Origin of the sequence: Massilia sp. MS-15 (assembly GCF_020176695.1) — a bacterium.
Classification (GTDB): Bacteria; Pseudomonadota; Gammaproteobacteria; order Burkholderiales; family Burkholderiaceae_D; genus Telluria; species Telluria hydrophila.
In genome coordinates this window covers 38,292-63,972 of sequence record NZ_JAIWIA010000022.1, presented here as the reverse complement: position 1 = coordinate 63,972, position 25,681 = coordinate 38,292, and the positions used below count along the sequence as shown (strand labels likewise).

The 25,681-nt window shown below is 66.4% G+C and carries 28 protein-coding genes; 14 read left to right on the top strand and 14 right to left on the bottom strand.

Annotated elements, in window-relative coordinates:
* Positions 1-4 precede the first annotated feature (4 nt).
* Both LCI23_RS09405 and LCI23_RS09400 read right to left on the bottom strand, forming a co-directional pair.
* Complete coding sequence (locus LCI23_RS09405) at positions 5-925, bottom strand: DMT family transporter (RefSeq protein ID WP_224946199.1); 921 nt, start codon at positions 923-925, stop codon at positions 5-7.
* Positions 926-941: 16 nt separating this feature from the next.
* The gene (locus LCI23_RS09400; protein WP_224946198.1) at positions 942-2,042 is read right to left on the bottom strand and encodes an aromatic ring-hydroxylating dioxygenase subunit alpha; all 1,101 of its coding nucleotides are present in this window, start codon (positions 2,040-2,042) and stop codon (positions 942-944) included.
* A 335-nt stretch (positions 2,043-2,377) separates the two neighbouring features.
* Between LCI23_RS09400 and LCI23_RS09395 the strand changes: the two genes are divergently transcribed.
* Genes LCI23_RS09395 through dxs form a run of 3 tightly spaced genes read left to right on the top strand, consistent with a single transcriptional unit; the run spans position 2,378 to position 5,388 of the window.
* Positions 2,378-2,626 carry an exodeoxyribonuclease VII small subunit gene (locus tag LCI23_RS09395; protein WP_224946197.1) on the top strand — a complete coding sequence of 83 codons (249 nt, stop codon included), beginning with the start codon at positions 2,378-2,380 and terminating at the stop codon, positions 2,624-2,626.
* Positions 2,623-3,516, top strand: a complete 894-nt coding sequence (locus LCI23_RS09390) for a polyprenyl synthetase family protein (protein WP_224946196.1) — start codon at positions 2,623-2,625, stop codon at positions 3,514-3,516. Before LCI23_RS09395 ends, LCI23_RS09390 begins: the two co-directional genes overlap by 4 nt.
* Complete coding sequence (dxs, locus tag LCI23_RS09385) at positions 3,517-5,388, top strand: 1-deoxy-D-xylulose-5-phosphate synthase (RefSeq protein WP_224946195.1); 1,872 nt, start codon at positions 3,517-3,519, stop codon at positions 5,386-5,388.
* 111 nt (positions 5,389-5,499) lie between these two features.
* Here dxs and LCI23_RS09380 read toward each other — a convergent pair whose 3' ends face one another.
* Together LCI23_RS09380 and LCI23_RS09375 are read right to left on the bottom strand one after the other, a co-directional pair.
* Entirely contained in the window at positions 5,500-6,195 is a 696-nt protein-coding gene (locus tag LCI23_RS09380; protein ID WP_224946194.1) for a 2OG-Fe(II) oxygenase, read from the bottom strand.
* A gap of 4 nt (positions 6,196-6,199) precedes the next feature.
* A complete protein-coding gene (locus LCI23_RS09375) occupies positions 6,200-6,754 on the bottom strand; it encodes a cob(I)yrinic acid a,c-diamide adenosyltransferase (protein ID WP_224946193.1) in 555 nt (184 codons plus the stop codon).
* 81 nt (positions 6,755-6,835) lie between these two features.
* Between LCI23_RS09375 and LCI23_RS09370 the strand changes: the two genes are divergently transcribed.
* The 5 genes from LCI23_RS09370 (at position 6,836) to LCI23_RS09350 (ending at position 11,512) form a co-directional block, all read left to right on the top strand.
* Positions 6,836-8,317, top strand: a complete 1,482-nt coding sequence (locus LCI23_RS09370; RefSeq protein WP_224946192.1) for an FAD-linked oxidase C-terminal domain-containing protein — start codon at positions 6,836-6,838, stop codon at positions 8,315-8,317.
* A 2-nt stretch (positions 8,318-8,319) separates the two neighbouring features.
* Positions 8,320-9,378, top strand: a complete 1,059-nt coding sequence (gene glcE, locus LCI23_RS09365; protein ID WP_224946191.1) for a glycolate oxidase subunit GlcE — start codon at positions 8,320-8,322, stop codon at positions 9,376-9,378.
* 1 nt (position 9,379) lies between these two features.
* The gene (gene glcF / locus LCI23_RS09360; protein WP_224946190.1) at positions 9,380-10,606 is read left to right on the top strand and encodes a glycolate oxidase subunit GlcF; all 1,227 of its coding nucleotides are present in this window, start codon (positions 9,380-9,382) and stop codon (positions 10,604-10,606) included.
* 100 nt (positions 10,607-10,706) lie between these two features.
* Complete coding sequence (locus tag LCI23_RS09355; protein ID WP_224946189.1) at positions 10,707-11,075, top strand: hypothetical protein; 369 nt, start codon at positions 10,707-10,709, stop codon at positions 11,073-11,075.
* Between the two features lie 122 nt (positions 11,076-11,197).
* Entirely contained in the window at positions 11,198-11,512 is a 315-nt protein-coding gene (locus LCI23_RS09350; RefSeq protein ID WP_224946188.1) for a hypothetical protein, read from the top strand.
* A gap of 12 nt (positions 11,513-11,524) precedes the next feature.
* On the opposite strand, the gene LCI23_RS09345 is transcribed toward LCI23_RS09350, so the two are convergent.
* Positions 11,525-12,004 carry a glutathione peroxidase gene (locus LCI23_RS09345; protein WP_224946187.1) on the bottom strand — a complete coding sequence of 160 codons (480 nt, stop codon included), beginning with the start codon at positions 12,002-12,004 and terminating at the stop codon, positions 11,525-11,527.
* 158 nt (positions 12,005-12,162) lie between these two features.
* Here LCI23_RS09345 and LCI23_RS09340 point away from each other — a divergent pair, with 158 nt between their 5' ends.
* On the top strand, positions 12,163-14,529 hold the full coding sequence (locus tag LCI23_RS09340) for an outer membrane beta-barrel family protein (RefSeq protein WP_224946186.1): 2,367 nt from the start codon (positions 12,163-12,165) through the stop codon (positions 14,527-14,529).
* 39 nt (positions 14,530-14,568) lie between these two features.
* On the opposite strand, the gene LCI23_RS09335 is transcribed toward LCI23_RS09340, so the two are convergent.
* From LCI23_RS09335 to LCI23_RS09310, 5 genes are all read right to left on the bottom strand, one after another.
* Positions 14,569-15,198 (bottom strand): hypothetical protein, encoded by a 630-nt coding sequence (locus LCI23_RS09335; protein WP_224946185.1) that lies wholly within the window; start codon positions 15,196-15,198, stop codon positions 14,569-14,571.
* 50 nt (positions 15,199-15,248) lie between these two features.
* Positions 15,249-16,889 (bottom strand): methyl-accepting chemotaxis protein, encoded by a 1,641-nt coding sequence (locus LCI23_RS20630; protein WP_307727719.1) that lies wholly within the window; start codon positions 16,887-16,889, stop codon positions 15,249-15,251.
* A 26-nt stretch (positions 16,890-16,915) separates the two neighbouring features.
* The gene (locus LCI23_RS09320; RefSeq protein WP_224946184.1) at positions 16,916-17,380 is read right to left on the bottom strand and encodes a chemotaxis protein CheW; all 465 of its coding nucleotides are present in this window, start codon (positions 17,378-17,380) and stop codon (positions 16,916-16,918) included.
* 237 nt (positions 17,381-17,617) lie between these two features.
* Positions 17,618-18,754: a PilT/PilU family type 4a pilus ATPase gene (locus tag LCI23_RS09315; protein WP_224946321.1), complete on the bottom strand. Its 1,137-nt coding sequence runs from the start codon at positions 18,752-18,754 to the stop codon at positions 17,618-17,620.
* 11 nt (positions 18,755-18,765) lie between these two features.
* Positions 18,766-19,809: a type IV pilus twitching motility protein PilT gene (locus LCI23_RS09310; protein ID WP_224946183.1), complete on the bottom strand. Its 1,044-nt coding sequence runs from the start codon at positions 19,807-19,809 to the stop codon at positions 18,766-18,768.
* Between the two features lie 79 nt (positions 19,810-19,888).
* On the opposite strand from LCI23_RS09310, the gene LCI23_RS09305 reads away from it, so the two are divergent.
* The 3 genes from LCI23_RS09305 (at position 19,889) to LCI23_RS09295 (ending at position 22,086) form a co-directional block, all read left to right on the top strand.
* Positions 19,889-20,599 carry a YggS family pyridoxal phosphate-dependent enzyme gene (locus LCI23_RS09305; RefSeq protein ID WP_224946182.1) on the top strand — a complete coding sequence of 237 codons (711 nt, stop codon included), beginning with the start codon at positions 19,889-19,891 and terminating at the stop codon, positions 20,597-20,599.
* Positions 20,600-20,616: 17 nt separating this feature from the next.
* A complete protein-coding gene (gene proC / locus LCI23_RS09300) occupies positions 20,617-21,429 on the top strand; it encodes a pyrroline-5-carboxylate reductase (protein ID WP_224946181.1) in 813 nt (270 codons plus the stop codon).
* 84 nt (positions 21,430-21,513) lie between these two features.
* Positions 21,514-22,086, top strand: coding sequence for a nuclear transport factor 2 family protein (locus LCI23_RS09295; protein ID WP_224946180.1), 573 nt, complete (start codon positions 21,514-21,516; stop codon positions 22,084-22,086).
* Positions 22,087-22,138: 52 nt separating this feature from the next.
* Here LCI23_RS09295 and LCI23_RS09290 read toward each other — a convergent pair whose 3' ends face one another.
* Genes LCI23_RS09290 through ubiA form a run of 4 tightly spaced genes read right to left on the bottom strand, consistent with a single transcriptional unit; the run spans position 22,139 to position 24,029 of the window.
* Complete coding sequence (locus LCI23_RS09290) at positions 22,139-22,441, bottom strand: hypothetical protein (RefSeq protein ID WP_224946179.1); 303 nt, start codon at positions 22,439-22,441, stop codon at positions 22,139-22,141.
* Complete coding sequence (locus tag LCI23_RS09285; protein WP_224946178.1) at positions 22,425-22,808, bottom strand: phage holin family protein; 384 nt, start codon at positions 22,806-22,808, stop codon at positions 22,425-22,427. The genes LCI23_RS09290 and LCI23_RS09285 overlap by 17 nt, the downstream gene beginning before the upstream one ends.
* Before the next feature lies 1 nt (position 22,809).
* Positions 22,810-23,130 (bottom strand): YqjD family protein, encoded by a 321-nt coding sequence (locus LCI23_RS09280; protein WP_224946177.1) that lies wholly within the window; start codon positions 23,128-23,130, stop codon positions 22,810-22,812.
* 44 nt (positions 23,131-23,174) lie between these two features.
* On the bottom strand, positions 23,175-24,029 hold the full coding sequence (gene ubiA, locus LCI23_RS09275; protein WP_224946176.1) for a 4-hydroxybenzoate octaprenyltransferase: 855 nt from the start codon (positions 24,027-24,029) through the stop codon (positions 23,175-23,177).
* Positions 24,030-24,146: 117 nt separating this feature from the next.
* On the opposite strand from ubiA, the gene LCI23_RS09270 reads away from it, so the two are divergent.
* A complete protein-coding gene (locus tag LCI23_RS09270) occupies positions 24,147-24,614 on the top strand; it encodes a YaiI/YqxD family protein (protein WP_224946175.1) in 468 nt (155 codons plus the stop codon).
* Between the two features lie 264 nt (positions 24,615-24,878).
* Complete coding sequence (locus LCI23_RS09265; RefSeq protein WP_224946174.1) at positions 24,879-25,562, top strand: hypothetical protein; 684 nt, start codon at positions 24,879-24,881, stop codon at positions 25,560-25,562.
* The last annotated feature ends 119 nt before the right edge of the window (positions 25,563-25,681 follow it).

Here is a 25,681-nt window from a genome sequence, read left to right as displayed (position 1 = left end):
TTCCTCAGGTTTCGCTGGCGATGGGATCGGTGTCCTTGACCACGGCGCCCCGTGCCGTGCTGCGCGTATTGTAGAACGTCGCGGCCACGCCGGAGGCGAGGATCACCCCGATGCCCAGCCAGACATGCCAGTCGAAGGCATCGCCCCACAGCGCCAGGCCCCACAGGCTGGAGAACACGATGCCGGTGTACTGCAGGTTGGCCACCACCAGCACCTTGCCGACACGGTAGGCGCGCGTCATGGCGATCTGGGCCAGCAGGGCGGCGATGCCGACCGCCAGCAGCAGGGCGGCGCTGTATGGCGTATGGCCGCTGAACACGGCGTCGCGCGGCCCGTCGCCCGCCAGGGTGCCGGCCAGGCCCGCCAGCGTGGTGGTGAGAGAGAAGTAGAACACCACGCGGTATTCCGGCTCGCCCAGCTGGCCCAGCCTGCGCACCTGCATATAGGCCATGGCCGAGATCACCGACGAGCACAGGCCCGCCAGGCCGCCAAGCCATTGATTGCTCTCGACCGCCGGCTGCAGCACCAGGGTCACGCCAAGGAAGCTCATGCCGATCGCCAGCACCAGCGGCCAATCGGGCAGCTTGGTGCCGCGCCACCAGCCGGTGGCGAACATCCAGGCCGCGATCCAGATCGGCGCCATGTAGTTGAGGGTGACGGCGGTGGCCAGCGGCAGGCGCGTGATGGCGAAGAACCACAGCCATAGCGAAGTCACGCCGACCGCGCTGCGCCACAGGTGGGCTTTGGGGAAGGACGTGCGCAGGCTGGCGCCCTGGTGGCGCACCGCGGCCGCCAGCACCAGGGTGCCGATCAGGCCGCGGTACATCAGCAGTTCGGAGGTGGAATAGAACCCGGAAGCCAGCTTCACGCCCGCGCTCATGGCGGCGAACGCGAAGCTGGCGAACAGCATCCAGAGGGAAGGCATCAGCGGGGCGTCGGCCTTAGAGTGCGAGCTTGCTGCGGTACCACTCGTGGAAATGCTGCATCCCGTCTTCCATCGGCGACTGGTAGGGGCCGACTTCGTTGACGCCGCGCGCCAGCAGGATCTTGCGGCCGGCGTCCATGCGCAGCGCGATCTCGTCGTCCTCGACCGCGGTTTCCATGTAGGCGGCGCGCTCGGCTTCCACGAACCCGCGCTCGAACAGCACGAATTCTTCCGGATAGTAGAACTCGACCACGTTGCGGGTCTTCTGCGGACCGACCGGCCACAGCGTCGACACCACCAGCACGTTCGGGTACCACTCGACCATGATGTTCGGATACAGGGTGAGCCAGATGGCGCCGAACTTCGGCGGCTGGCCATTGTTGAACTTCAGGACCTGCTCCTGCCATTTCTTGTACGCCGGCGAGCCCGCCTTCTGCAGCCCGCGGTGCACACCCACGGTCTGCACGCTGTAGTCGCGGCCGAATTCCCACTTCAGGTCGTCGCAGGAGACGAAGTTGCCCAGGCCCGGGTGGAAAGGCTCGACGTGGTAATCCTCCAGGTAGACCTCGATGAAGGTCTTCCAGTTGTAGTCGCACTCGTGGATCTCGACGTGGTCGAACATGTAGCCGCTGAAATCGAGGTCTTTTGTCACCTCCATGTGCTTCAGCTTGTCCATCACGTCGTAGCCGTTCTGCTCGAACAGCAGGCCGTTCCAGTTCTGCAGCGGCGTCTTCGACAGATTCAGGCAGGGCGTCTCGGCGAAATGCGGCGCGCCGATCAGCTGGCCTTTCAGGTCGTAGGTCCAGCGGTGCAGCGGACACACGATGGTGTTCGCATTGCCGCGCCCATTGAACATCAGCGCCTGGCGGTGACGGCAGACGTTGGAGAGCACCTCGATGCCGCCTGCGTTGCGCACCAGCATGCGGCCTTCGTTTTCGGACGGGAGTGTCGCGAAATCGCCTACCTCAGGCACCATCAGTTCATGGCCCACATAGCGCGGGCCCTTCAGGAACAGCGCTTGCTGTTCGCGCTGCAACAGCGCATCGTCAAAGTAGACGTTTACCGGAAGCTGCGCGCACGAGGCCGCCAGCTTGGCGTGGGTAGCCAGATCGGACATCCCAACCCCCCTTTAATCAAGTACTACCAAAGAAGAGAAAGAATCCAAAGACCAGTATCTTAGGATGAGGAATACGGTATTTCGGACAGAACCGGAGATTATACCGTGGAAACACGGCTCAGGGGCGTGGCCCGTCGCGGGGCAGCAGGCAAACCGTGCAAACAAGTTGTTGAATAATCACGGTTTTCATGGGGGAAAGGCGCCGTTGCACGAGGATGTTTCTATGGGGCAAGTTGTGACGGGTGCATTGTGCGCCCCTTGTGGGGAAGGATTGATCTAAAATACGCGATTGGACTGACCCATGGCGCACCCTTGCGCCGCCCATATCACTCGCTATGTCAAACAATACGAACGGAGCGCTCGCGCCCGAATCCTTCGAAGGCGCGATGGCCGAGCTGGCCCAGCTCGTGTCGCAGATGGAGTCCGGCCAGATGCCGCTGGAAGCCTCGGTCGCCGCCTATGCGCGCGGCTCCGAACTGGTGAAGTACTGCGCGGCCCAGCTCGAAAAAGTCGAGTCCCAGGTCAAGGTGCTCGAAGGCGACATGCTCAAGCCCTTCTCAGCCGAAGGCGAGGGCGATCAATGACGGACCAGGATTTCCAGGCCTGGATGCAGGAGGTCCAGGCGGGCGTCGAGACCGCGCTCGAGACCCTGCTGCCTCCCGCAAGCGCGGTACCGCACCGGCTGCACGAAGCGATGCGCTATACGGCGCTGGGCGGGGGCAAGCGCGTCCGTCCGCTGCTGGCCCATGCCAGCGGCGCGCTGTTCGGCGCCGAGGCCGGCGCGCTGGCGCGCGTGGCGAGCGCGGTCGAGATGATCCACGTGTATTCGCTGGTGCACGACGACATGCCCTGCATGGACGACGACGACCTGCGCCGCGGCAAGCCGACCGTGCACGTGGCCTATGACGAGGCGACCGCGCTGCTGGTCGGCGACGCGCTGCAGGCCCAGGCCTTCGCGGCCCTTGCCGGCATCGACAGCCTGCCGCCGGCGCGGCAAGTCGCTATGCTGCGCCTGCTGGCCGAAGCGGCCGGGTCGGGCGGCATGTGCGGCGGCCAGGCGATCGACCTGGACAGCGTGGGCCTGGCGCTGCAGCGCGAGGAACTGGAGCGCATGCACCAGCTCAAGACCGGCGCCATGCTGCGCGTGTCGGTGATCCTGGGCGCGCTTTGCGGCAAGGACCTGGCGCCGCCGGAACTGGAAGCACTGAACGCCTATGCGAAGGCGATCGGCCTGGCTTTCCAGGTGGTCGACGACGTGCTCGATGCGACCGCCGATTCGGCCACGCTGGGCAAGACCGCGGGCAAGGACGCGGCCGACAACAAGCCGACCTATGTGTCGATCCTCGGGCTGGACCAATCGAAGGAACTGGCCGAGCAATTGCGGCGTGAAGCGCACCAGGCGCTGGCGCCATTCGGAGAACAAGCACAGCGGCTGCGCGAACTCGCGGACCTGATCGTGCAGCGGAAGGCATAAATGAACCTGCTAGAGAACATCAACGACCCCGCGGACCTGCGCAAGCTCCCGCGCACGCAACTGACCCCGCTCGCCACCGAGCTGCGCCAGTTCCTGCTCGACTCGGTGTCCAAGACGGGCGGCCACCTGTCCTCGAACCTGGGCACGGTGGAGCTGACCATCGCGCTGCACTACGTGTTCAATACCCCGCACGACCGCATCGTGTGGGACGTGGGCCACCAGACCTATTCGCACAAGATCCTCACCGGCCGCCGCGGGCGCATGCCGACGCTGCGCCAGCTGAACGGCCTGTCCGGCTTCCCCAAGCGCGACGAGAGCGTGTACGACACCTTCGGCACCGCGCACTCCTCGACCTCGATCTCGGCGGCGCTCGGCATGGCCCAGGCGGCCAGGCTGAAGGGCGAGGAGCGCCATGCGATCGCCGTGATCGGCGACGGCTCGATGACCGCCGGCATGGCCTTCGAGGCCCTGAACAACGCGGGCGTGGAAGAAGACTGCAACCTGCTGGTGGTCCTGAACGACAACGACATGTCGATCTCGCCGCCTGTGGGCGCGCTGAACCGCTACCTGGCGCGCCTGATGAGCGGCCAGTTCTACGCCGCCGCCAAGTCGGTCGGCAAGACCGTGCTGCCCGGCCCCGTGCTCGACCTGGCGCGCAAGCTCGAGGAACACGCGAAGGGCATGGTGGTCCCGGCCACCATGTTCGAGGAATTCGGCTTCAACTACATCGGTCCGATCGACGGCCACGACCTCGATTCGCTGATCCCGACGCTGGAGAACATCAAGAAGCTCAAGGGCCCGCAATTCCTGCACGTGGTCACGAAAAAAGGGCAGGGCTACAAGCTGGCCGAGGCCGAGCCGATCCTGTACCACGGCACCGGCAAGTTCAACCCGAACGAGGGCATCAAGCCTGCCACGGCGCCGAGCAAGATCACCTACACCGAAGTGTTCGGCAACTGGCTGTGCGACATGGCGGCAGTGGACAAGCGCCTGGTCGGCATCACGCCGGCCATGCGCGAGGGCTCGGGCATGGTGCGCTTCCACCAGGAGTATCCGGAGCGCTACTTCGACGTCGGCATCGCCGAGCAGCACGCGGTGACCTTCGGTGCCGGCATCGCCACCGAGGGCCTCAAGCCTGTCGTGGCGATCTACTCGACCTTCCTGCAGCGCGGCTACGACCAGCTGATCCACGACGTGGCCCTGCAGAACCTGGACGTGACCTTCGCGCTCGACCGCGCGGGCCTGGTGGGCGCCGACGGCGCCACCCACGCCGGCAACTACGACCTGGCCTACCTGCGCTGCATTCCGAACATGGTGGTCATGGCCGCGTCAAGCGAGAACGAGTGCCGCCAGATGCTGACCACGGCCTACCACTATCCCGGCCCGGCCGCGGTGCGCTATCCGCGCGGCGCGGGCGTCGGCGCAGGCATCGTGCCGGAGCTGACCTCGATCGAGATCGGCAAGGGCGAAGTGCGGCGCGAAGGCAAGGGCATCGCGATCCTGGCCTTCGGCTCGATGGTGGCGCCGAGCGTCGCCGCCGGCGACGAGCTGGACGCCACGGTCGCCAACATGCGCTTCGTGAAGCCGCTCGACGTGGAACTGGTCAAGCGCCTGGCGAAAGACCATGACTACCTGGTGACGGTGGAAGAGGGCTGCGTGATGGGCGGCGCCGGCGCGGCCGTGATGGAAGCACTGGCGGCGGCGGGAATCGCCAGGCCGGTGCTGAACCTGGGCTTGCCGGACAAGTTCATCGACCAGGGTGATCCGGCGGCGCTGCTGGCTTCCGTTGGGCTGGATGCCAAGGGCATTGCTGCGTCGATTCGTCAGCGGTTTGCTGTCGGCGAACCGCGCCTGGTCGTCAACAACACGTAGCAATTCGTAGGGTGGGCGGGTCTCCCGCCCACGCGTTCAAACCAGGCAAGAACAGCCTGTGCGGTACGTCAGCCGCAAGCTATCACCGCGTGGGCAGGAAACCTGCCCACCCTACGATCCAAACAACGCTTCCGCCCGCTGGAACAGGATCCACGAAGTGGCGATGTACTTGTCGCTGCTGCGCGCCACATGCCCCTTGTGGGTATGCGTGAAGCCCGCCGGCGCGATCACCAGCCGGCCCTTGCGCGCCTCCACCTTCCGCTCCTGGTACAGGAACTCGGTCTCCCCGCCATCCTCCACGTCGTTCAGGTAGAACTGCCACAGCAGCACCCGGTGCAGGGTCTCGCAGCTGGCGTTCTGCGGATAGATCTCGGAATGCCAGTGGTGGTAGCCGCCCGTCCCCTGCAGGTACTTCTGCAGGTTGATCTGGCCGACCCGGTAGATCGACTGCATCAGCTCGACGACGTTCGGCGTGCCGAACGCGTCGAAGTTCGCCAGCGATAGCGTTACCGGCTCCCCGGTCTGCAGGTGCGCCACCTGCGGCGACAGCGCGCCGATAAGCAGCATGCGGTACTTGTCCATGTACTGCGCCAGGTGGCGCGCCATCGTTTGCGTGAGCAGGGCGCCGATGTCGTCCCACTCCGGCTGTCCATTGATGGTCAGGTCGAAACTGTCCTTCTTCTCGACATCGACCCCGTTGCCGGTGCGCCCGCGCGCCACCTTGGGACTGGCGTCGAAGCGGGCGCGGATCGCATCGCATTGTTCCGCGTCCAGTGCGTGGTCGTAGATGCCGATGAAGTCTTCCATGGGCCTACCCGCGCTTGCGTTCGTGCTGCCACAGCACGTCGCTGCCGCCGGCGAAACGGTTCAGCACGCGCGCCAGGATGAACATCAGGTCCGACAGGCGGTTCACGTACTGGCGCGGATGCGGGCGGATCTGTTCGGCGTGCGACAGCGCCACGATGCTGCGCTCGGCGCGCCGGCACACGGTGCGGCACACGTGGGCCAGGGCGGCCGCGCGCGAGCCGGCCGGCAGGATGAATTCCTGCAGCACCGGCAGCTCCTCATTGTAGTGTTCGACCAGGCCGTCGAGGCGTGCCACGTGCTCGTCCTTGACCAGCTCGTAGCCAGGGATGCACAGCTCGCCGCCCAGGTCGAACAGGTCGTGCTGGATCGTGACCAGCGCTTCGCGCAGCGCGGGCGGCATGTCTTCGCACAGCAGCAGGCCGACGAAGGAATTCAGTTCGTCCACTTCGCCCAGGGCGTGGATGCGCGGGCTGTCCTTGCCGGTGCGGCTGCCGTCGCCCAGGCCGGTGCTGCCGTCGTCGCCGGTGCGGGTCGAGATTTTCGAGAGTCGGTTACCCATGATGCTGCCTTATGCAATAGGTGAAAAAAACGATGGAGCGAGGATACGACAAAACCCGGTAATTGTGCCTACAATTGACGGATGACCGCCACCCCATCCTCCCTGGCCGAACGGCGCGCCCAGGTCGCGGCAAGCCTGCGCGCGCGCCTGCCCGACGGCTGCGTCCTGTCCGATCCCGAAGACACCCGTCCCTACGAATGCGACGGCCTGGCCGCCTACCGCCAGCTGCCGCTGATCGTCACCCTGCCCACCAGCGAGGAGCAGGTGCTGGCGATCCTCGACACCTGCCGCGAACTGAAGGTGCCGATCGTGCCGCGCGGGGCCGGCACGGGTCTCTCGGGCGGCGCGCTGCCGATCGCGGACGGCGTCGTGCTCTCCACCGCGCGCCTGAACCGCATCGTGAAGCTCGACCCCCATGCCCGCACCGCCGTGGTCCAGCCGGGCGTGCGCAACCTGGCGATCTCGGAAGCGGCCGCGCCCCACGGCCTGTACTACGCGCCCGATCCTTCCTCGCAGATCGCCTGCACCATCGGCGGCAACGTGGCCGAGAATTCCGGCGGCGTGCACTGCCTGAAGTATGGCCTGACCGTGCACAACGTGCTGCGCGTGCGCGTGGCCACGATCGACGGCGAGATCATCGAACTGGGCAGCGAGGCGCTCGACGCGCCCGGCCTCGACCTGCTGGCCGTGTTCATCGGCTCCGAGGGCATGCTCGGCATCGTCACGGAAGTCACCGTGAAGCTGGTGCCGAAACCGGCGGTGGCCCAGGTCGTGATGGCTTCCTTCGCCGACGTCGTTACCGCCGGCAACGCGGTGGCCAGCATCATCGCGGCCGGCATCATCCCGGCCGGCCTCGAGATGATGGACCGCACCTCGGTGCGCATGGTCGAGCCTTTCGTGCACGCCGGCTACGACCTGGACGCCGCCGCCATCCTGCTGTGCGAGGCCGACGGCACCGCGCTCGAAGTGGCCGAGGAAATCGAACGCATGAAGACGGTGTTCGAGGGCGCCGGCGCGACCGCGATCGCGGTGTCGCAAAGCGAGGCGGAGCGCATGCGCTTCTGGTCGGGACGCAAGAACGCCTTCCCGGCGGCAGGACGCATCTCGCCCGACTACTACTGCATGGACGGCACCATCCCGCGCAAGCAGCTGGCGCGCGTGCTGCAGGGCATCGCGCAGATGGAAGAGACCTTCGGCCTGCGCTGCTCCAACGTGTTCCACGCCGGCGACGGCAACATGCATCCCCTGATCCTGTTCGATGCCAACCAGCCGGGCGAATTCGCGCGGGCCGAAGCCTTCGGCGCCGCCATCCTGGCGCTGTGCGTGGAAGTGGGCGGCACCATCACCGGCGAGCATGGCGTGGGCATGGAGAAGATCAATTCGATGTGCGTGCAGTTCGGCCGCAAGGAGCTGGATGCCTTCTTCGCCGTCAAGCGCGCCTTCGATGCGCCCATGCTGCTCAACCCCGACAAGGCGATCCCGACCCCGCACCGCTGCGCCGAGTTCGGCAAGCTGCACGTGCACGGCGGCGCGCTGCCTTTCCCCGACCTTCCACGTTTTTGACCATGCAAGCGATCGAACAATTCCAGGAACGGGTGCGCGCCGCCGCGGCCGACAGGACGCTGCTACGCATCCGCGGTGGCGGCAGCAAGGACTGGTATGGCCAGCGCCTCGAGGGCGAAATCCTCGACACCCGCGGCTACGCCGGCATCATCGACTACGAGCCGACCGAACTGGTGATCACGGCGCGCTGCGGCACGCCGCTGGCCGAGGTCGAGGCGGTGCTCGCCGAGCGCGGCCAGATGCTGGCCTTCGAGCCGCCGCACTTCGCCGCGGCCGGCGCATCCGGCGCCACGCTGGGCGGCGCCATCGCCGCCGGCCTGGCCGGTCCGCGCCGCGCCAGCAGCGGCGGCGTACGCGACTTCGTGCTGGGCGCGCGGCTGCTGGACGGGAAGGGCGAGGTGCTGCGCTTCGGCGGCCAGGTGATGAAGAACGTGGCCGGCTACGACGTCTCGCGCATGCTGGCCGGTTCGCTCGGCACCCTTGGCCTGCTGCTGGAAGTGTCGGTCAAGGTGCTGCCGCGCCCGGTCGCCGAAACCACCTTGCGCCTGGAAATGGGCGAGGCCGAGGCGATCCGCAGGCTCAATGAATGGGGTGGCCAGCCGCTGCCGCTGTCGGGCAGCTGCTGGCACGATGGCCGCCTGTGGCTGCGCCTGTCCGGCGCGCGGGCGGCGGTCGATGCGGCGCTGCGCCTGATCGGCGGAGAAGTGGAGGAGGAGGGCGCCGCCTTCTGGGAGACCTTGCGCGAACAGCGCCTGCCCTTCTTTGCCGGTGAGGACGTGCTGTGGCGCCTGTCGCTGCCATCCACCACCGGCCCGCTGCTGCCGGGCAGCGCCCAACTGATCGAGTGGGGCGGCGCCCAGCGCTGGCTGCGCGGCAGCCTGGACGCCGCCGCCATCCGGCGCGCAGCCGCGGATGCCGGCGGCCACGCGACCCTGTTCCGCGGCGGCGACAAGGCGGCCGGCGTGTTCCACCCGCTGCAGCCGGCCGTCGCGCGCATCCACGCGGGCCTGAAAGCCGCCTTCGATCCGGCCGGCATCTACAACCCGGGACGGATGTTCTGACATGCAAACCAATCTCGCCGATTTCATCAAGGACAGCGCCGACGGCAAGGAAGCGGAAAGCATCCTGCGCGCCTGCGTGCACTGCGGCTTCTGCACCGCCACCTGCCCGACCTACCAGCTGCTGGGCGACGAACTCGATGGCCCGCGCGGGCGCATCTATCTCATCAAGCAGGTGCTGGAAGGGGCCGAGCCCACCCGCAAGACCCAGCTCCACCTGGACCGCTGCCTCACCTGCCGCAACTGCGAAACCACCTGCCCCTCGGGCGTGAAGTACGGCCGGCTGGTGGACATCGGCCGCCGCGTGGTCGAGGAGCGCGTGCCGCGCCCCCTGAACGACCGGATCAAGCGCAGCACGCTGAAGGAATTCCTGCCGCGCACGGCCCTGTTCAAGCCCGCGTTCCGGGCAGGGCAGCTGGCACGGCCGCTGCTGTCCAGGCAACTGCAGGCCAAGCTGCAGCCGCCCCGCAATGCCGGCGTATGGCCAGCGCGGGCGCATGCGCGCAAGATGCTGGTGCTGGAGGGCTGCGTGCAGCCGGCGATGGCGCCCAACATCAACGCCGCCACTGCGCGCGTGCTCGACGCCTTCGGCGTGCAGCTGATTGCCGCGCCCAGGGCCGGCTGCTGCGGTGCCGTGCGCTACCACCTCAACGACCAGGCGGCGGGTCTGGAGGACATGCGCCGCAACATCGACGCCTGGTGGCCTTACGTGGAGCGTGAAGAAGTCGAAGCAATCGTCATGACCGCTTCCGGCTGCGGCGTGACGGTCAAGGAATATGGCCACCTGCTGGCCCACGACGAGGCCTATGCGGCCAAGGCGGCGCGCATCGCGCTGCTGACGCGCGACCTGTCCGAGATCCTGCCGGAGTTCGAGGAAGCGTTGGCGGCCAGGATGCAGGGAAAGGCGGCGCGCCGGGTCGCCTGGCATCCGCCCTGCACCCTGCAGCACGGCCAGCAGATCCGCGGCAAGGTCGAAGGCCTGCTGCGCGCGGCTGGAGTGGACGTGCAGCTGTGCGCCGACAGCCACCTGTGTTGCGGCTCGGCCGGCACCTATTCGGTGCTGCATCCGGAGATCGCGCACGCGCTGCGCGAGCGCAAGCTGGCCAGCCTGCAGGCGACCCGGCCGGACGAAATCGTCTCGGCCAACATCGGCTGCATCAGCCACCTCCAGGCCGGGACGGACACGCCGGTCACGCACTGGATCGAACTGCTCGACCGCGCGCTGGCTTGAACACGGCGCCAGGCGTGTGCGGCGTTTTCCTGCTTTGACTATAGTTGAGCGACAGGCGCTGCCTGGCAGGGGGCGCCGCATCCAACCACAGGAGGATGTCATGGAATCGATCAGGATGTTGCAGGTAGCGGTGTATCTGCTTGCCCTCGCCGCGCTCGGCGGGATCGTCATGGGCTGGATCCGCTTCTCGGGCGGCAGGAATCCGCCTTCCTCCCTCGCCATGGCCCACGGCTTCCTGGCCGCCGCCGGCGTCACCCTGCTCGCGTACGCGGTGTTCGCGCTCGCGGCGCCGGGGACGGCGCTGCTGGCGCTGCTGCTGTTCCTGGCCGGCGCGCTGGGGGGCGTGGTGCTGAACCTGCATTACCACCTGCATGGAAAGCCGCTGCCGAAGGGCATCGTGGCGGCGCACGCGCTCATCTCCGTGTTTGCCTTCGTACTGCTCTACATGGCCGCGTTCGGCGCGGGGTGAGCGGTGCCCGGGTGCCGGAACGGGCGGCGCTATACTGGCGCTTTCATTGCGATTCGCGTTTCCATGCACGTCCCAGCACCCTTCAGCTTCCTGATTCCTTTCGCCATGCCGGAGGCGCAGCCGTGAGCTTCCAGTTCCAGCTCATCCGCGAAGACGAGGACCTGCCGCCAGCCATTGTCTTCGAGGATTCCACCACGCCGGGGCTGGTGCCCGTGTGGGAAGCCGCCGGCGTCTATGATGCGCTGTACAACAGCGACGGCCAGCGCGCGCGCGCGGTGTCGCGCGCCATCGCCCATGGGCTCGACCGGGTGAGCGGGGATGCCTCGCTGGCTGGCCTGCTGCCGCCGGGCGTGGCCCAGGGCGAGGCGATCCGCTTCCTGGAGAACGTGCACCGCGCCTGCGTCACGCACGGGGCGGCCTGGATCAGGACCCGCTGAGCGGGGCGCTTGCTAGCCCAGCAGCTTCTCGATGTCGCCGGCGATCTCGGCCGGGTTGGTCTGCGGGGCGTAGCGCCTGGCCACCTCGCCATCGCGCCCGACCAGGAACTTGGTGAAGTTCCACTTGATGCCCTCGGTGCCGAGCACGCCCGGCTTCTCGCCCTTCAGGTGCTGGAATAGCGGGTGCGCGCCTTCGCCGTTCACGTCGACCTTGGCGAACATCGGGAAGCTCACCCCATAGTTCTTTTCGCAGAAGGCGCCGATCTCCGCTTCCGTGCCCGGCTCCTGTTTGCCGAACTGGTTGCAGGGGAAGCCGAGCACCACCAGGCCGCGTTCGCCGTACTGGCGGTACAGCTCTTCCAGGCCCTTGTACTGCGGCGTGAAGCCGCAGGCGCTGGCGGTGTTGACGATGAGGAGCACCTTGCCGCGGTAGCGGTCCAGGGATACCGGCTGGCCGTCGAGCGCGGTGGCGCTGAAGTCGAATACGTTCATGGTCGCTGTCCGTGATTGAAAAGCACAGTGTATGACAACACGGCGCAACACGTATGCATGCCTCCAGGGGCGAGAGGGCTTGCCTGTTATCTTTTGTTACACAGATAAGCATCTGCGCGTGCGACAATCACGGATGCACAAACTGTCGAGCAGCCTTCATGTCCACCAATCGTTCTCCTGAATTCCATCCCCGCCTGTCCCTGATCGCCCGCCTGGTCGCGGGCACGCTGCTGATGCCGCTGGCCGCGGTGGCGCAGCAGGCTCCCCAGCAGCAGGCCGGGCAACAGCCCCAGCAACAGGCACAGCAGCCGGCCGCCAAGCCCGCGGTCCCGGCCCAGGCCCAGCCGCAAGCGCAAAGCACCACCAGCGCGCAGCCGTCGGCCCAGCAACAGGCCCCGGCCGTCGAGTCCACCGTGACCGTCACCGCGACCCGCACCCAGAACCGCATCGACCGCCAGACCTATGACGTCAAGGCCGATCCGGCGACGTCCAACGACAGCGTGGCCGACACCCTGAACAAGGTGCCCTCGGTGGCCGTCGATGCGGACGGCAACGTCACCCTGCGCGGCCGCAACAACGTGCAGATCCTGGTGGACGGCAAGCCCTCGGCCATGATGCAGGGCGAGAACCGCGCCGCGGCGATCGCCGCGCTGCCGGCCGCCGACCTCGATTCGGTCGAGGTGATCAACAATCCGGGCGCCCAGTTCGGCAACGAAGGCGGCGGCGGCCCGATCATCAACCTGGTGATGCGGCGCGAGCGCAGCCCGGGCGGCTTCGGCGTGCTGAACGCGAACGTGGGCACCGAAGGGCGCAACAACGTTTCCGGCTTCGGCAGCTACACCCAGGGCCGCTACAGCGTGCAGGGCGCCGTGTTCCGGCGCGAGGACAAACGCGAGAACAGCGGCGAGAGCCGCCGCGAGCGCATCGACCCGGCCACCGGCGCGGTCGCGCCCAGCACCCAGGTGACCGACGGCGTGGACCGCCGCCTGGGCACCGGCTTCAATGCCGGCATGACCTACAACCTGGGCGAGAAGGACGTGCTCGGCGCCACCGCCAGCTATTCCGAAAATTCGAACGACAACGCGTCCTCGCAGAACTACCGCAGCGTGACCGCGGCCGGCACGGTCGACAACGAATACCTGCGCCGCAGCCTGAGCGAAGCGAAGGGCCGCAACTACAGCCTGGGCGCCCGCCTCGACCACAAGGGCGATGCACCGGGCGAGATCTTCAAGCTCGACCTGCGCCTGTCGGGCGCCGAGGGCGATCGCGATGCGCGCTCCAGCAACACCTACATCGTGCGCCCGCCGCTGGCCGGCGCCGCCAACAGCCGCCAGGCCTATCTCACCGACACCCGCGTGGCCGACTTCACCGGCGACTACGAGCTGCCGGGCGAGCACGGCGTGATCAAGCTGGGCTACAAGCTGGCGCGCAACAGCAATACCTTCGACAACAGCTACTTCGACATCGCCGGCGGCGTGGAAAGCGTGAACCGCAACCGCACCAACCGCTTCGAGCTGGACGACACCACCTATGCGGTGTACGGCAACTACCAGTGGCGCGTCAACGAGAAGTGGGGCGTGCTGGGCGGCCTGCGCGCCGAATACGCGGACCTGGACATGCACCAGGTCACCACCGGCCAGCGCATCAGCAACCATTACTTCGACGTGATCCCGAGCGCCTTCGTCACCTATGGCCTGTCGGACGACACCACGCTGCGCCTGAGCTACGCGCACCGCATCCGCCGTCCGGGCGCGGGGGAGCTGAATCCCTTCGTGGTCTACATCGACGAGCTGAACTTGTCCTCGGGCAACCCGAACCTGCAGCCGACCAATACCGACTCGCTGGAACTGGGCGTCGAGACCAAGCTGGGCAAGGTCGACACCAACGTGCGCCTGTATGCGCGCCGCGACAGCGACCTGATCTCCGAGCGCCGCTTCCTGCAGGCCAACGACGTGCTCTTGACCACGCGCGAGAACGCCGGCAGCGCGCGTTCCGGCGGTGTCGAGTTCAACTTCAGCGGCCGTGCCACCGAGAAGCTGATGATCATGGTGAACGGTAACATCGGCTATGCGGAACAGGACGTGCTCGGTTCGGTGCGCGACGACAAGCGCAGCGCCACCTCGGTCACCGGCCGCGCGCGTCTCATGTACCAGATGGACCGCAACAACAGCTTTGCGCTGATGCTGAATGCCCAGGGCAAGACCCTGTTCGGCGAAGGCTACCGCAAGCCGGTGCAATCAGCCGATTTCAACTACCGCCGCACCCTGACGCCGGCCCTGAGCCTGGTGCTCAACATCAACGACCTGTTCGATTCGCAAAAGGCGGAAACCTTTACCGAGACCGATCGCCTGCGCGAATACAGCGTGCGCCGCGGCAGCGGGCGCACCGCCTACGTCGGCCTGACCTACCGCTTCGGCGGCTTCGGCAACATGGGCGGACGCCGTCCGATGTTCATGGGGCCGGGCGGCCCCGGTCCGCACGGCGGTGGCGGCGCTGGCCCGGTCTTCATCGGGCCCGGCCGCTAAGGGAGAGGGAAGGGCGGCGCGCGCGCAAGGCCGCGCCGCTTACTTGAAGTCCGGCCGAAAGGGCTTGGCCGGTGCTTCGCATTGCTCGACCTGCTTCGGCTTGACGCCGTCCCGGCTGCGCAGGTAGCACTCGTCGAACACCGAGCAGTAGCAGGCCGTCAGGCCGATGTCGTTCATGCTGCGGTGGAGGGCGTCGAACACGGGATTGGCCACGGCCGGCTCGTCCGCGGCGAACATGGACATCATGTCGCCGGGCCGCACCAGCGATCCGACCACGTTGCCGCGCCGGTTCATCCCGATGTCGGTCTGCGCGTTCGCATCGCAGCAGGCCGCCAGCAGTTCGCTCAGGTCGGCCATCGGCCTGTCCTTGTAGCGCAGCTCGACCCATTCCACGCGGGCCGGGCCGATGCCACTGTTGACCAGCAGGTATTCGACGCGCCGGTGCGACCGCCCGGTGGCCGCATCCTTGTCCATGCTGCTCATGTTGCGCATGATTTCGAGATAGGGAAAGCTGTTGGCCGCCACCAGCTTTTCCATCGAATGGGCCGAATGCAGGCCGAGCCAGAGCGAGACCAGGGACACGATGCCGGCGGCAACCGCCAGCGAGATGTCGAGCCAGCGGATGCCGGTGCCGTGGGGGTGGTGGTGAGGGTGGCTTTCGTGTTCCAAGGACTGTCCCTTTAACAACGCATGGGGGCTTGCAGTCTTGTGGTTGAGAATTATGCTGCGAGCATGGCCGGCTGTCGTGTCGAACGGCTTGGACGCTGTCCCAGGGCAGGGCTGTCGGTGGTCGGGGCCGCGCCGTCGAGCTTGAACACCGACACCAGTTGCACCAGCTTGCTGGCCTGGTCCTGCAGCGATTCGGCGGCGGCCGCGGCTTCTTCCACCAGCGATGCGTTCTGCTGGGTCACCTGGTCCATCTGGCTGACCGCCACGTTGATCTGCTCGATGCCGGAAGTCTGTTCCACGCTGGCCGAGCTGATCTCGCCCATGATGTCGGTAACGCGGCGCACACTGTCGACGATCTCGGTCATGGTGGCGCCGGCATGGTCCACCAGCCTGGCGCCGGCGTCGACCTTCGACACCGAATCGTCGATCAGGAGCTTGATTTCCTTGGCTGCCGCCGCCGAGCGCTGGGCCAGGGTGCGCACTTCGGAAGCCACCACGGCGAAGCCGCGGCCCTGCTCGCCGGCACGGGCCGCTTCCACGGCCGCGTTCAACGCCAGGATGTTGGTCTGGAAGGCGATGCCGTCGATGACGCCGATGATGTCGACGATCTTCTTCGACGAGTCGTTGATCGACGCCATGGTATCGACCACCTGCGCCACGACGGCGCCGCCGCGCTCCGCAACCTGCGAGGCCGTGGTGGCCAGGCCGTTGGCCTGGCGGGCATTGTCGGCGTTCTGCTGGACGGTCGAGGTCAGCTCTTCCATCGACGAGGCGGTTTCTTCCAGCGAACTGGCCTGCTCCTCGGTACGCGAGGACAGGTCGAGGTTGCCGCTGGCGATCTGGCGCGACGCCGAGGCAATGGCGTCGGTGCCGTTGCGGACTTCGCCGACGATCCGGGCCAGGCTGTCGCGCATCGTCTTCATGGCGAACAGCAGGCTGGTCCGGTCACCCTGGCGCAGCGCCACATCGATGCTCAGCTCGCCCGCGGCGATGCGGCTGGCGATATCGCTCGCGTAGGCCGGTTCGCCGCCCAGCTGGCGCGTCAGGCCGCGGGTGATCAGGACGCCGAGCCCGATGCCGAAGACGGTGCTGCCCAGCACCAGCATCAGCATCATCGCGCGGCTCGACGCGTACAGGGCGGCGGCATCCTGGGCCGCCTGCTGCGCATTGCGTTCCTTGATGCGGGTGAGGTCGGTCATGCCCTTGTCGACGGTATTCGACCTGGGCGCGACCGTGTCCCGCAGGAAGTCGACCGAGGCGCGGCTCTCCTGCAGCCCTTCGGCCGACGCCAGCTGGAGCGCCTGCTCGACGGCCGCTTCGTACTCGCGCATGCCGCGGTCGACCACGGCGAACATGCGCTTGCCTTCCTCCGAGAAGAACAGTCCGCGTGCCCGGTCGAGATTGTCTTTTACCTGGCCGCGCGCGGCGCTAATGGCGGCGGCGGCCGCCTGGTGATCCTGTTCGCTCGACGCCAGCATGGCGTTGCGCAGGGCGCGGCCGATGGCGATCAGGTTGATGTTCGCTTCCTTGACGTAGGAGATGCCGAGCGTCTCGCGGGTATACAGCCGCTCGGCGCGCGCGTTCATCTCCGACATGTTGTAGATGCCGATGGCGGCAACGATGCCGCCGAGGAGGGACAGGGTCAGGAAGCCCGCGAGCAGGCGTGTGCCGACTTTCATGTGCTTGAACATGGTTGAGACTCCGTATTGGGTGAGGGTTATGCGGCGAGGCGCTCGATCAGGCCGAGCTCATCGGAGGACATCAGGCGCTCGATATCGAGCAGGATCAGCATGCGGTCGTCGACGGTGCCGAGGCCGAGCAGGAATTCGGTGTCGAAGGCGCTGCCGGTCTGCGGCGCCGGGCGGATGTCGCCGGGGGCGAGCCGGATCACATCGGACACGCCGTCGACCACCATGCCGACGATTCGGCCGCCGATGTTCAGCACCATCACGACCGTGGCCGGCGTGTCATCGGCGGCGAGCCCGAAACGCCGGCGCAGGTCGACGATCGGCACGATCACGCCGCGCAGGTTGACGACGCCGTGGATGAAATCGGGGGACTGGGCGATGCGGGTGACCCGGTCCTGGCCACGGATCTCCTGGACCTTGAGAATATCGACGCCGTACTCTTCCTGCCCGAGCCGGAAGGTGAGCGCTTCGAAAGCGGTGGTTTGCGTAGTCATGGAAACTTTCAATGTGGAATTGCCGGCGTTGGCCGACGCAAGTGCACAATATCAGTCCACGACAATCATTCCAAGTGGAAACAACTATTGCTCAATTACAATTTAACCGGGATATTTGAATTTAATTCTATGAATATAAAACTCTAATAAATTAAATTTGCATTTAAATGTTAAATACCGCACATAATTTAATTATCAAAATCTCAAATTTGTTTCGTCGACGCAACGCTAGCGACTTCAGACGATCCCCAGATGATCCATCCCGGTCGAGAAATCGCGGTTCTTCGCGTGCTTGCTGTTGAGCTTGATGTTCAGGCGCAGGTCGTTCACCGAGTCCGCATTGCGCAGCGCATCCTCGTACGAGATCTTGTCGGCCTCGTACAGGTCGAACAGGGCCTGGTCGAAGGTCTGCATGCCCAGCTCGCGCGACTTCTTCATGATCTCCTTGATCTCGTGCACGTCGCCCTTGAAGATCAGGTCGGAGATGAGCGGAGAGTTCAGCAGGATCTCCATCGCCACCACCCGGCCCTTGGCTTCCTTCTTCGGAATCAGGCGCTGCGAGATCAGGCCCTTCATGTTCAGCGACAGGTCCATCAAGAGCTGCTGGCGGCGCTCCTCGGGGAAGAAGTTGATGATGCGGTCGAGCGCCTGGTTGGAACTGTTGGCGTGCAGGGTGGCCAGGCACAGGTGCCCGGTCTCGGCAAAGGCGATCGCGTGTTCCATGGTCTCGCGGTCGCGGATCTCGCCGATCTGGATCACGTCTGGCGCCTGGCGCAGGGAGTTCTTCAGCGCCGCCTCGAAGCTGTCGGTGTCCACGCCCACTTCGCGCTGGGTGATCACGCAGTTCTTGTGCGGGTGGACGAATTCGACCGGGTCTTCGATGGTGATGATGTGGCCATGGCTGTTCTCGTTGCGGTAGCCGACCATCGCCGCCAGCGTGGTCGATTTGCCGGAGCCGGTGGCGCCGACCATGATCACCAGGCCGCGCTTGGTCATGATCACGTCCTTCAGGGTTTCCGGCAGGTCGAGGTCCTCGAATTTCGGGATGGTGGTGGTGATCACGCGCAGCACCATGCCCACGCAGCCCATCTGCATGAAGGCCGAGACGCGGAAGCGCCCCAGGTCGCCCGGGCTGATCGCGAAGTTCGATTCCTTGGTCAGCTCGAAGCCGGCGGCCTGCTTGTCGTTCATGATGGCGCGCGCCAGGTCGGCCGTGTGGCCGCTGCTCAGGGCCTGGCTCGACACCGGCGTCATCTTGCCGTCGATTTTCATGGCCGGCGGGAAGCCGGCCGTGATGAACAGGTCGGAGCCGCCCTTGCTGACCATCAGGCGCAGCAGGTCGAACATGAACTTGGTCGCCTGGTCGCGTTCCATCGCCATCTTGCTCAACCCGGGAAGTTGTCAGGGATCTTGGCGGCGGCGCGGGCGGCGCTGCTCGAGATCACGTTGCGGCGTACCAGGTCGGTCAGGTTCTGGTCGAGCGTCTGCATGCCGACATTGCTGCCGGTCTGGATGGCGGAATACATCTGCGCGATCTTCGCTTCGCGGATCAGGTTGCGGATCGCCGGGGTACCGATCATGATCTCGTGCGCGGCCACGCGGCCCGAGCCATCCTTTGTCTTGAGCAGGGTCTGCGAGATGACGGCCTGCAGCGATTCCGACAGCATCGCGCGCACCATTTCCTTTTCCTCGGCCGGGAACACGTCGACGATGCGGTCGATGGTCTTGGCCGCCGAGGACGTGTGCAGGGTGCCGAACACCAGGTGGCCGGTCTCCGCCGCCGACAGCGCCAGGCGGATGGTTTCCAGGTCGCGCAGCTCACCCACCAGGATCGCATCCGGGTCTTCGCGCAGCGCCGAGCGCAGCGCGTTGTTGAAGGACAGGGTGTGCGGGCCGACTTCGCGCTGGTTGATCAGGCACTTCTTGGAGTCGTGCACGAACTCGATCGGGTCCTCGATGGTGAGGATGTGGCCATATTCGTTCTCGTTCAGGTGGTTGACCATGGCGGCCAGCGTGGTCGACTTGCCGGAGCCGGTAGGACCGGTCACCAGCACCAGGCCGCGCGGGCGCAGGGCCAGCTCGGCGAAGATCTTCGGCGCGTTCAGTTCTTCCAGCGACAGGATCTTGGACGGGATGGTGCGCAGCACCGCCGAGGCGCCGCGTTCCTGGTTGAAGGCGTTGACACGGAAACGCGCCAGGCCCGGAATCGCGAACGAGAAGTCGCACTCCAGCACTTCTTCGTACTGCTTGCGCTGGCCGTCGTTCATGATGTCATAGATCATGCCGTGCACGTCCTTGTGCTCCAGCGGCGGCAGGTTGATGCGGCGCACGTCGCCATGGACGCGGATCATGGGCGGCAAGCCAGCCGAGAGGTGCAGGTCCGAGGCCTTGTTCTTGACCGAGAAGGCGAGTAATTCCGAAATGTCCATTGTCTTATAATCCCGTTAGCGTGAGTAAAGCGGGGAAAGACCTCGTCCCGACTCAAAATATTTCCTACAGAAAATCATTATGTCCACAATCGCTGCGAACTTGCAAGCTGTCGAAGCGACAATCGGGGCCGCCTGCGCAGCCAGCGGACGGCCCCGCGAGACGGTGCAGTTGCTGGCCGTTTCCAAGACGTGTCCGGCCGAAGCCGTGCTCGAAGCGGTCGCTGCCGGACAACGCGCCTTCGGCGAGAACTACCTGCAGGAAGCGCTCGACAAGATGCAGGAAGTTGCGCGCCTGCAACCAGACAATGCCGACATCGTACTGGCCTGGCATTTCATCGGCCCGATCCAGAGCAACAAAACGCGTCCCATCGCCGCCCATTTCGACTGGGTGCACACGGTGGAGCGCCTGAAGATCGCCCAGCGCCTGTCCGAGCAGCGCCCGCCGGAGCGCGGGCCGCTCCACATCTGCCTGCAGGTGAACATCAGCGGCGAAACCAGCAAGAGCGGCGCCAGCGAAGCGGATGTACCGGCCCTGGCGCGCGAAGTGGCGCGCCTGCCGAACCTGCGCCTGCGCGGCCTGATGGCGATTCCCGAAGCGAGCAGCGACCCGGCACGGCAGCACGCCGCCTTTGCGCGCCTGCGCGCGCTGTACGAGCGGCTGCGCGCCGATGGCCTGGACCTGGACACGCTGTCGATGGGCATGTCGGGCGACCTGGCCGCCGCGGTGGCCGAAGGCGCGACCATCGTGCGCATCGGCAGCGCCATCTTCGGTGCCCGCCACTACGAATGATTCACAAGGAACCGGACATGAAGATTGCGTTTATCGGCGGCGGCAACATGGCCTCGGCCCTGATCGCGGGCCTGGCTGCCCACGCCAGCATCCACGTGGTGGACCCCGACCCGGAGGCGCGCGCGCGCCTGGCCAGCCGCCACGGCGTGGACACGGCGGCGGCCATCGACGCGGCGTCGCAAGCGCTGGAGGCGGCGGAGGTGGTGGTGCTGGCCGTGAAGCCGCAGCAGATGCGCGAGGTGGCGGCGGCCCTGCGGCCCCATCTCGGCCGGCGTCCGCTGCTGCTGTCGATCGCCGCCGGCATCCGCATCGCGGCCCTGGCGCGCTGGCTGGGCGGTTACGGCGCCATTGTGCGCGCCATGCCGAACACCCCGGCGCTGATCGGGAAGGGGATCACCGGCATGGTGGCCGGCGCCGGCGTGGACGCGGCCGGCCGCGCGGCCGCGGATGCGGTGATGCGCGCGGTCGGGCCCACCGTCTGGCTCGAGGACGAGGCGCTGATCGACCCGGTGACGGCAGTCTCGGGCAGCGGCCCGGCCTACGTCTTCTACTTCCTGGAAGCGATGCAGCAGGCGGCGCGTGAGATGGGCCTGGATGCGCAGCAGGGCCGGCAGCTGGCGCTGGCCACCTTTACCGGTGCGGCCCAGCTGGCGGCGCAGTCGGACGAGCCGGTGGAGGTGCTGCGCCAGCGCGTGACCTCGAAAGGCGGCACCACGCACGCGGCGATCAGCAGCATGGATGCGGCAGGGGTGAAGGAAGCGATCGTCGCGGCCATGAAGGCCGCGGCGGAGCGGGGACGCGCGCTCGGGGACGAACTGGGCAAGGACTGAGCATGTCCGGGGCCGGGGTGTGACATTCGGCGAGATTATCGTGCGGCCGGTCTCCTATACTCGGAGGTTTCGAGAGGAGAGAACATGAAACGACCGACTGCCGTTGCCCTTGCGCTTGCGCTTGCCCTGCACCTGTTGCCCATCCAGGGCGCGCTGGCCGCGGATGCCGCTCCGGCCGCTCCCAGGCAGCAGGCCGAGCAAGAGATCGCGCGCGTAGTGGAACAATTCCGCCGCGCGATCATCAACAAGGACAAGGATGCCTTTCTCACGCTGTTTCTGAAAGAAGACATCACCTGGTCGGGCGTCACGGCGGACAAGAGCATCGACATGCTCTATGCAAACCGGCCGAATCCTGCCTTGCGGCGTCCGCCGAAGGTCTTCAGCAGCAATCCGCGCGCCTTCATCGAATCGATCGTCGCGGAGCGCGAGCGCAGCGAGGAAACCTTCGCGAACCTGCGCATCGACAGCGATGGCGACGTGGCCCAGGTGTGGTTCGACTACAGCTTCCTGTCCGACGGGCGCAAGCAGAACTGGGGCAAGGAGAGCTGGCAGATGGTGCGGACCGAAGCGGGCTGGAAGATCGCGGCCGTGGTCTGGTCGCAGGAACTGAGCCCGATGCCGCCACGGTTGCCAGAGGCCCAGGCCCAGGCCAGGTAGGGCAGGGAAGCAAGGGAAAGAAAAAACGGCCGGCGCGCGCGGCGCCGGGCCGTCAATGGACCTCGAAGCCCTTCCACCCGAGCACGGGCAGCAGCTTCTGTGCGAACTTGTAGGCCGACACCACCGCCGTCACGCTGCCCACCGCCCATTTCGGCCGGGTGAGGAACAGGCCGGCGGCGACGCCGGCCACGACCAGCGCGGTCTTGCGGTGGCGCGCCGCGTAGGCCGGGATCAGGCCAAGCGTGCGCGGCGAGGACAGCTGCGCCACTTCGTGCGCCAGCTGGGCGCGCTGGTCGGCGCAGCGTTCCACCAGGGCCGCGCGGCGCGCCGCCAGGGTATCAAGCTTGGATGGCATCTTCCTGCTCTCCCTTCAGCGCCGCCGCATCCTTGCGCAGTTCCGCCAGCGTGGCCGGCAGCATCGGTGGGCGCTGGGCCAGGCCGGTGCGCAGCTTGAGCGCCGCGAACAGGGTGGCGAGGATGAACAGGACAGCCATGCCGCCCACCGCCGCCAGCCGGTGCGTGTCCCAGAACAGCACCAGCACGAACAGGATGACCAGCCCCAGCGCGTACAGCCCGCACAGCGCGGCCGCGATGGCCCAGCCGAGGTAGCCGAACAGGCGGTGCGCGCCTTCCTGCAGTTCGATGGCGGCGAGCTCGAGGCGCGTGCGCGCCAGGTCGAGCACGTCGGCCCCGATCCTTCTCACTGCCGCCGTGATGCTCATCTCAGCGACGCGCGATCAGCATGCCGATCACGACGCCCACCGCGGCGCCCAGGCCCACCGACTTCCACGGGTTCTCGTGCACGTACTCGTCGGTCACGCGCGCCGCTTCCTTGGTCTTCTCGACCACGGTGTGCTGGTATTCGCCCAGGCTTTCCTTGGCGGAGGATAAGGTCTGTTCGAACTTGGCCTTGGCGGCTTTCAGTTCGTCACCGGTCAGCTGGCCGCCGTTGCGCAGCCAGACTTCGGCGTCGTGGATCACGCTCTTCAGGTCGGACAGCAGCTGTTCGCGGGTACCGGTTTGGGTAGGGATCTTTTCCATCATGGTGGGGCCTCCTCAAAGTAAGGGTGAATGCTTTTTGTGCAATATTACCTGAATGCATAATCAAGTGCGACACCGCTGAACAGTGCGGCGCCCAGCCAGTTGTTGTGGCGGAAGGCATGGAAGCAGGCATTGCGCTCGCGTCCGCGGATCAGGGTGTAGTGGTAGAGGGCGATGCCGGCGGCGACGGCGACGCCGGCCACGAACATCCAGCGCAGGCCGAGGTACCAGCCGCACACCAGGTCGATCGCCAGCGCGGCGCCGTAGCACAGCATGACGGCGGCCACGTCAAAGCGCCCGAAGGTGATGGCCGAGGTGCGGATGCCGATCTTCAGGTCGTCGTCGCGGTCCACCATCGCGTATTCGGTATCGTAGGCCACGGCCCAGAACACGTTCGCCAGCAGCAGCCACCAGGCCACCGCCGGCACCATGTCCTGCACGGCGGCGAAGGCCATCGGGATGCCGAAGCCGAAGGCGATGCCCAGGTAGGCCTGGGGAATCGCGAAGAAGCGCTTGAAGTAGGGATAGGTGGCGGCCACCACCAGGGCCGCCACCGACAGCTGCTTGGTGAGGGCGTTGAGCGGCAGGATCAGCAGGAAGGAGACGAAGGCCAGCACCGCCGCCACCATCACCGCTTCCCAGCCGCGGATCTTGCCGCTGGTGAGCGGGCGGTCATTGGTGCGCTTGACGTGCTTGTCGAAGTCGCGGTCGGCGTAGTCGTTGATGGCGCAGCCGCTTGATCGCATCAGGGCGGTGCCGAGCACGAAGATGAGCAGCACCTGCAGGTCGGGCACCCCGCCTGAGGCCATCCACAGCGCCCACAGGGTGGGCCACAGCAGCAGCAGGATGCCGATCGGCTTGTCGGCCCGGACCAGGCGGAAGTAGAGCGCCAGCTTGTTCATGAATCGTCTTCTCTTGGCTAGCAAGAACTGTTGAGCAGAAGACAGCGATTCTAAAGCCTTTTGGCGCACGGGGCTTGCCGCTACAATCGGGGCCTGACTAACTAGCCTGTATTCATCATGCACATCTGGGTCGATGCCGACGCCTGTCCCGGCGTGATCAAGGACATCCTGTTCCGCGTGGCGGAGCGGCGCCAGCTGCCCCTTACCCTGGTCGCCAACCAGCTGGTGCGGGTGCCGGGGTCGCGCTTCATCCGCGCGCTGCAGGTGCCGGCCGGCGCCGACGCGGCCGATGCCGAGATCGTGGCGCGCGTGGGGGAGGGCGACATCGTGGTGACCGCTGATATTCCGCTGGCGGCCCAGGTGCTGGACAAGGGCGGGCTGCCGCTCAATCCGCGCGGCGAGTGGTACACGCGCGACACCATCGCCCAGCAGCTGACGATGCGCGCCTTCATGGAAGAACTGCGCGGCAGCGGCGTGGATACCGGCGGCCCCGCTGCCTTCAGCCAGGCGGACCGCCAGCGCTTCGCCAACGCGCTCGACCGGCAGCTGGCGCGCCTGCCGCCCCATGCGGGCCAGCAGCCGTAGGGTGGGCGGGTTTCCCGCCCACGCGTCCAAACCAGGGAAGGGCCGCCAATACGCCTGTTCGCAGGCAGCCCGAGAGCGCCTGATCAAACCTCCTGCTCGCTCTGTTGGCGACAACTTCGTACACTGAGCTGACGGCTGCTATCGGCCACAAGCGGACGTTTGTAGCCAGGCGTGTTGCGCAACGATCATGACAAAACGACGACAATTGGGTCAACCACCGTCGCTATAATTTTTCGTCATGTAAATTCCTGCCGATCAATCCTCATGCTGCGCATTTCATTCCTCGCTTTGTTTGCCGCTTCTGCAATCGTGTTGACTGGTTGCGCCGTCCTGCCCGCCGCAGAAATGCGCCTCCCCCCATCGATTGCCGCAGAACGTGTTGAAACCGTGCAGGGCCTTGGAGGGTGGCGCAATGGAAGCTTCTCGCTGTCTCCGGAGACGGGCACCTTCAGCCGCGGGCGCGATCGCGTCGAACTGTTCTCTGTGGTGAACTGGAGCAGTGCCTCGACGCGTTACTCGCTCGTGCTCGCAGATGGCAGTCGCACCGAAGCCGCCTGCAGCGGCAAGCTGGTCGAGGTGACGTGGAAGGCCATGGCAGCCAGCGCAAAACCGTTCTCGTTCGACTGCGAGTGGCGTGGGGCGCGCAGCGCGCAGCTGAAGATGAACGCCCCCGTGGTCAGCCTGACGATGAAAGCCGAGCGTAGCGGCCAGTTCGTCATGGGGGGGACCACGCTCGAGGTGCAATCGGTCCACGAGGTGCGCGGCTCATCGCTCCCGCTCGAGGCACCAATCGGGTACGTATTCAAACATGATGGGAAAGCGGTCGGTGCCATCGAACTCAATGGCATGCCCCCCCGCCTGTGGCGTCCAGCATCCGGCAATGCATTGCGCGAACCGGTCACCTTGGCCGCGCTTGCGCTCGCGTTGTTGTGGGATCCCGCGACTTGATTGCCTTCATGGGGGGGCGATCCCTTGCGCTGAGCTGTGGATGAGCACCGGCTAGTATGAGCGCGTTGACGGTCCGCAATGTAGGGTCTTTCCCCTATACTGTCGGCAACTTTGTACAA

Excerpts from the sequence above, each read along its gene's own strand:
- LCI23_RS09405 (WP_224946199.1), bottom strand. The coding sequence starts at position 925 with ATGCCTTCCCTCTGGATGCTGTTCGCCAGCTTCGCGTTCGCCGCCATG.
- LCI23_RS09400 (WP_224946198.1), bottom strand. The coding sequence starts at position 2,042 with ATGTCCGATCTGGCTACCCACGCCAAGCTGGCGGCCTCGTGCGCGCAG.
- LCI23_RS09395 (WP_224946197.1), top strand. The coding sequence starts at position 2,378 with ATGTCAAACAATACGAACGGAGCGCTCGCGCCCGAATCCTTCGAAGGC.
- LCI23_RS09390 (WP_224946196.1), top strand. The coding sequence starts at position 2,623 with ATGACGGACCAGGATTTCCAGGCCTGGATGCAGGAGGTCCAGGCGGGC.
- dxs (WP_224946195.1), top strand. The coding sequence starts at position 3,517 with ATGAACCTGCTAGAGAACATCAACGACCCCGCGGACCTGCGCAAGCTC.
- LCI23_RS09380 (WP_224946194.1), bottom strand. The coding sequence starts at position 6,195 with ATGGAAGACTTCATCGGCATCTACGACCACGCACTGGACGCGGAACAA.
- LCI23_RS09375 (WP_224946193.1), bottom strand. The coding sequence starts at position 6,754 with ATGGGTAACCGACTCTCGAAAATCTCGACCCGCACCGGCGACGACGGC.
- LCI23_RS09370 (WP_224946192.1), top strand. The coding sequence starts at position 6,836 with ATGACCGCCACCCCATCCTCCCTGGCCGAACGGCGCGCCCAGGTCGCG.
- glcE (WP_224946191.1), top strand. The coding sequence starts at position 8,320 with ATGCAAGCGATCGAACAATTCCAGGAACGGGTGCGCGCCGCCGCGGCC.
- glcF (WP_224946190.1), top strand. The coding sequence starts at position 9,380 with ATGCAAACCAATCTCGCCGATTTCATCAAGGACAGCGCCGACGGCAAG.
- LCI23_RS09355 (WP_224946189.1), top strand. The coding sequence starts at position 10,707 with ATGGAATCGATCAGGATGTTGCAGGTAGCGGTGTATCTGCTTGCCCTC.
- LCI23_RS09345 (WP_224946187.1), bottom strand. The coding sequence starts at position 12,004 with ATGAACGTATTCGACTTCAGCGCCACCGCGCTCGACGGCCAGCCGGTA.
- LCI23_RS09340 (WP_224946186.1), top strand. The coding sequence starts at position 12,163 with ATGTCCACCAATCGTTCTCCTGAATTCCATCCCCGCCTGTCCCTGATC.
- LCI23_RS20630 (WP_307727719.1), bottom strand. The coding sequence starts at position 16,889 with ATGTTCAAGCACATGAAAGTCGGCACACGCCTGCTCGCGGGCTTCCTG.
- LCI23_RS09320 (WP_224946184.1), bottom strand. The coding sequence starts at position 17,380 with ATGACTACGCAAACCACCGCTTTCGAAGCGCTCACCTTCCGGCTCGGG.
- LCI23_RS09315 (WP_224946321.1), bottom strand. The coding sequence starts at position 18,754 with ATGGAACGCGACCAGGCGACCAAGTTCATGTTCGACCTGCTGCGCCTG.
- LCI23_RS09310 (WP_224946183.1), bottom strand. The coding sequence starts at position 19,809 with ATGGACATTTCGGAATTACTCGCCTTCTCGGTCAAGAACAAGGCCTCG.
- LCI23_RS09305 (WP_224946182.1), top strand. The coding sequence starts at position 19,889 with ATGTCCACAATCGCTGCGAACTTGCAAGCTGTCGAAGCGACAATCGGG.
- proC (WP_224946181.1), top strand. The coding sequence starts at position 20,617 with ATGAAGATTGCGTTTATCGGCGGCGGCAACATGGCCTCGGCCCTGATC.
- LCI23_RS09295 (WP_224946180.1), top strand. The coding sequence starts at position 21,514 with ATGAAACGACCGACTGCCGTTGCCCTTGCGCTTGCGCTTGCCCTGCAC.
- LCI23_RS09290 (WP_224946179.1), bottom strand. The coding sequence starts at position 22,441 with ATGCCATCCAAGCTTGATACCCTGGCGGCGCGCCGCGCGGCCCTGGTG.
- LCI23_RS09285 (WP_224946178.1), bottom strand. The coding sequence starts at position 22,808 with ATGAGCATCACGGCGGCAGTGAGAAGGATCGGGGCCGACGTGCTCGAC.
- LCI23_RS09280 (WP_224946177.1), bottom strand. The coding sequence starts at position 23,130 with ATGATGGAAAAGATCCCTACCCAAACCGGTACCCGCGAACAGCTGCTG.
- ubiA (WP_224946176.1), bottom strand. The coding sequence starts at position 24,029 with ATGAACAAGCTGGCGCTCTACTTCCGCCTGGTCCGGGCCGACAAGCCG.
- LCI23_RS09270 (WP_224946175.1), top strand. The coding sequence starts at position 24,147 with ATGCACATCTGGGTCGATGCCGACGCCTGTCCCGGCGTGATCAAGGAC.
- LCI23_RS09265 (WP_224946174.1), top strand. The coding sequence starts at position 24,879 with ATGCTGCGCATTTCATTCCTCGCTTTGTTTGCCGCTTCTGCAATCGTG.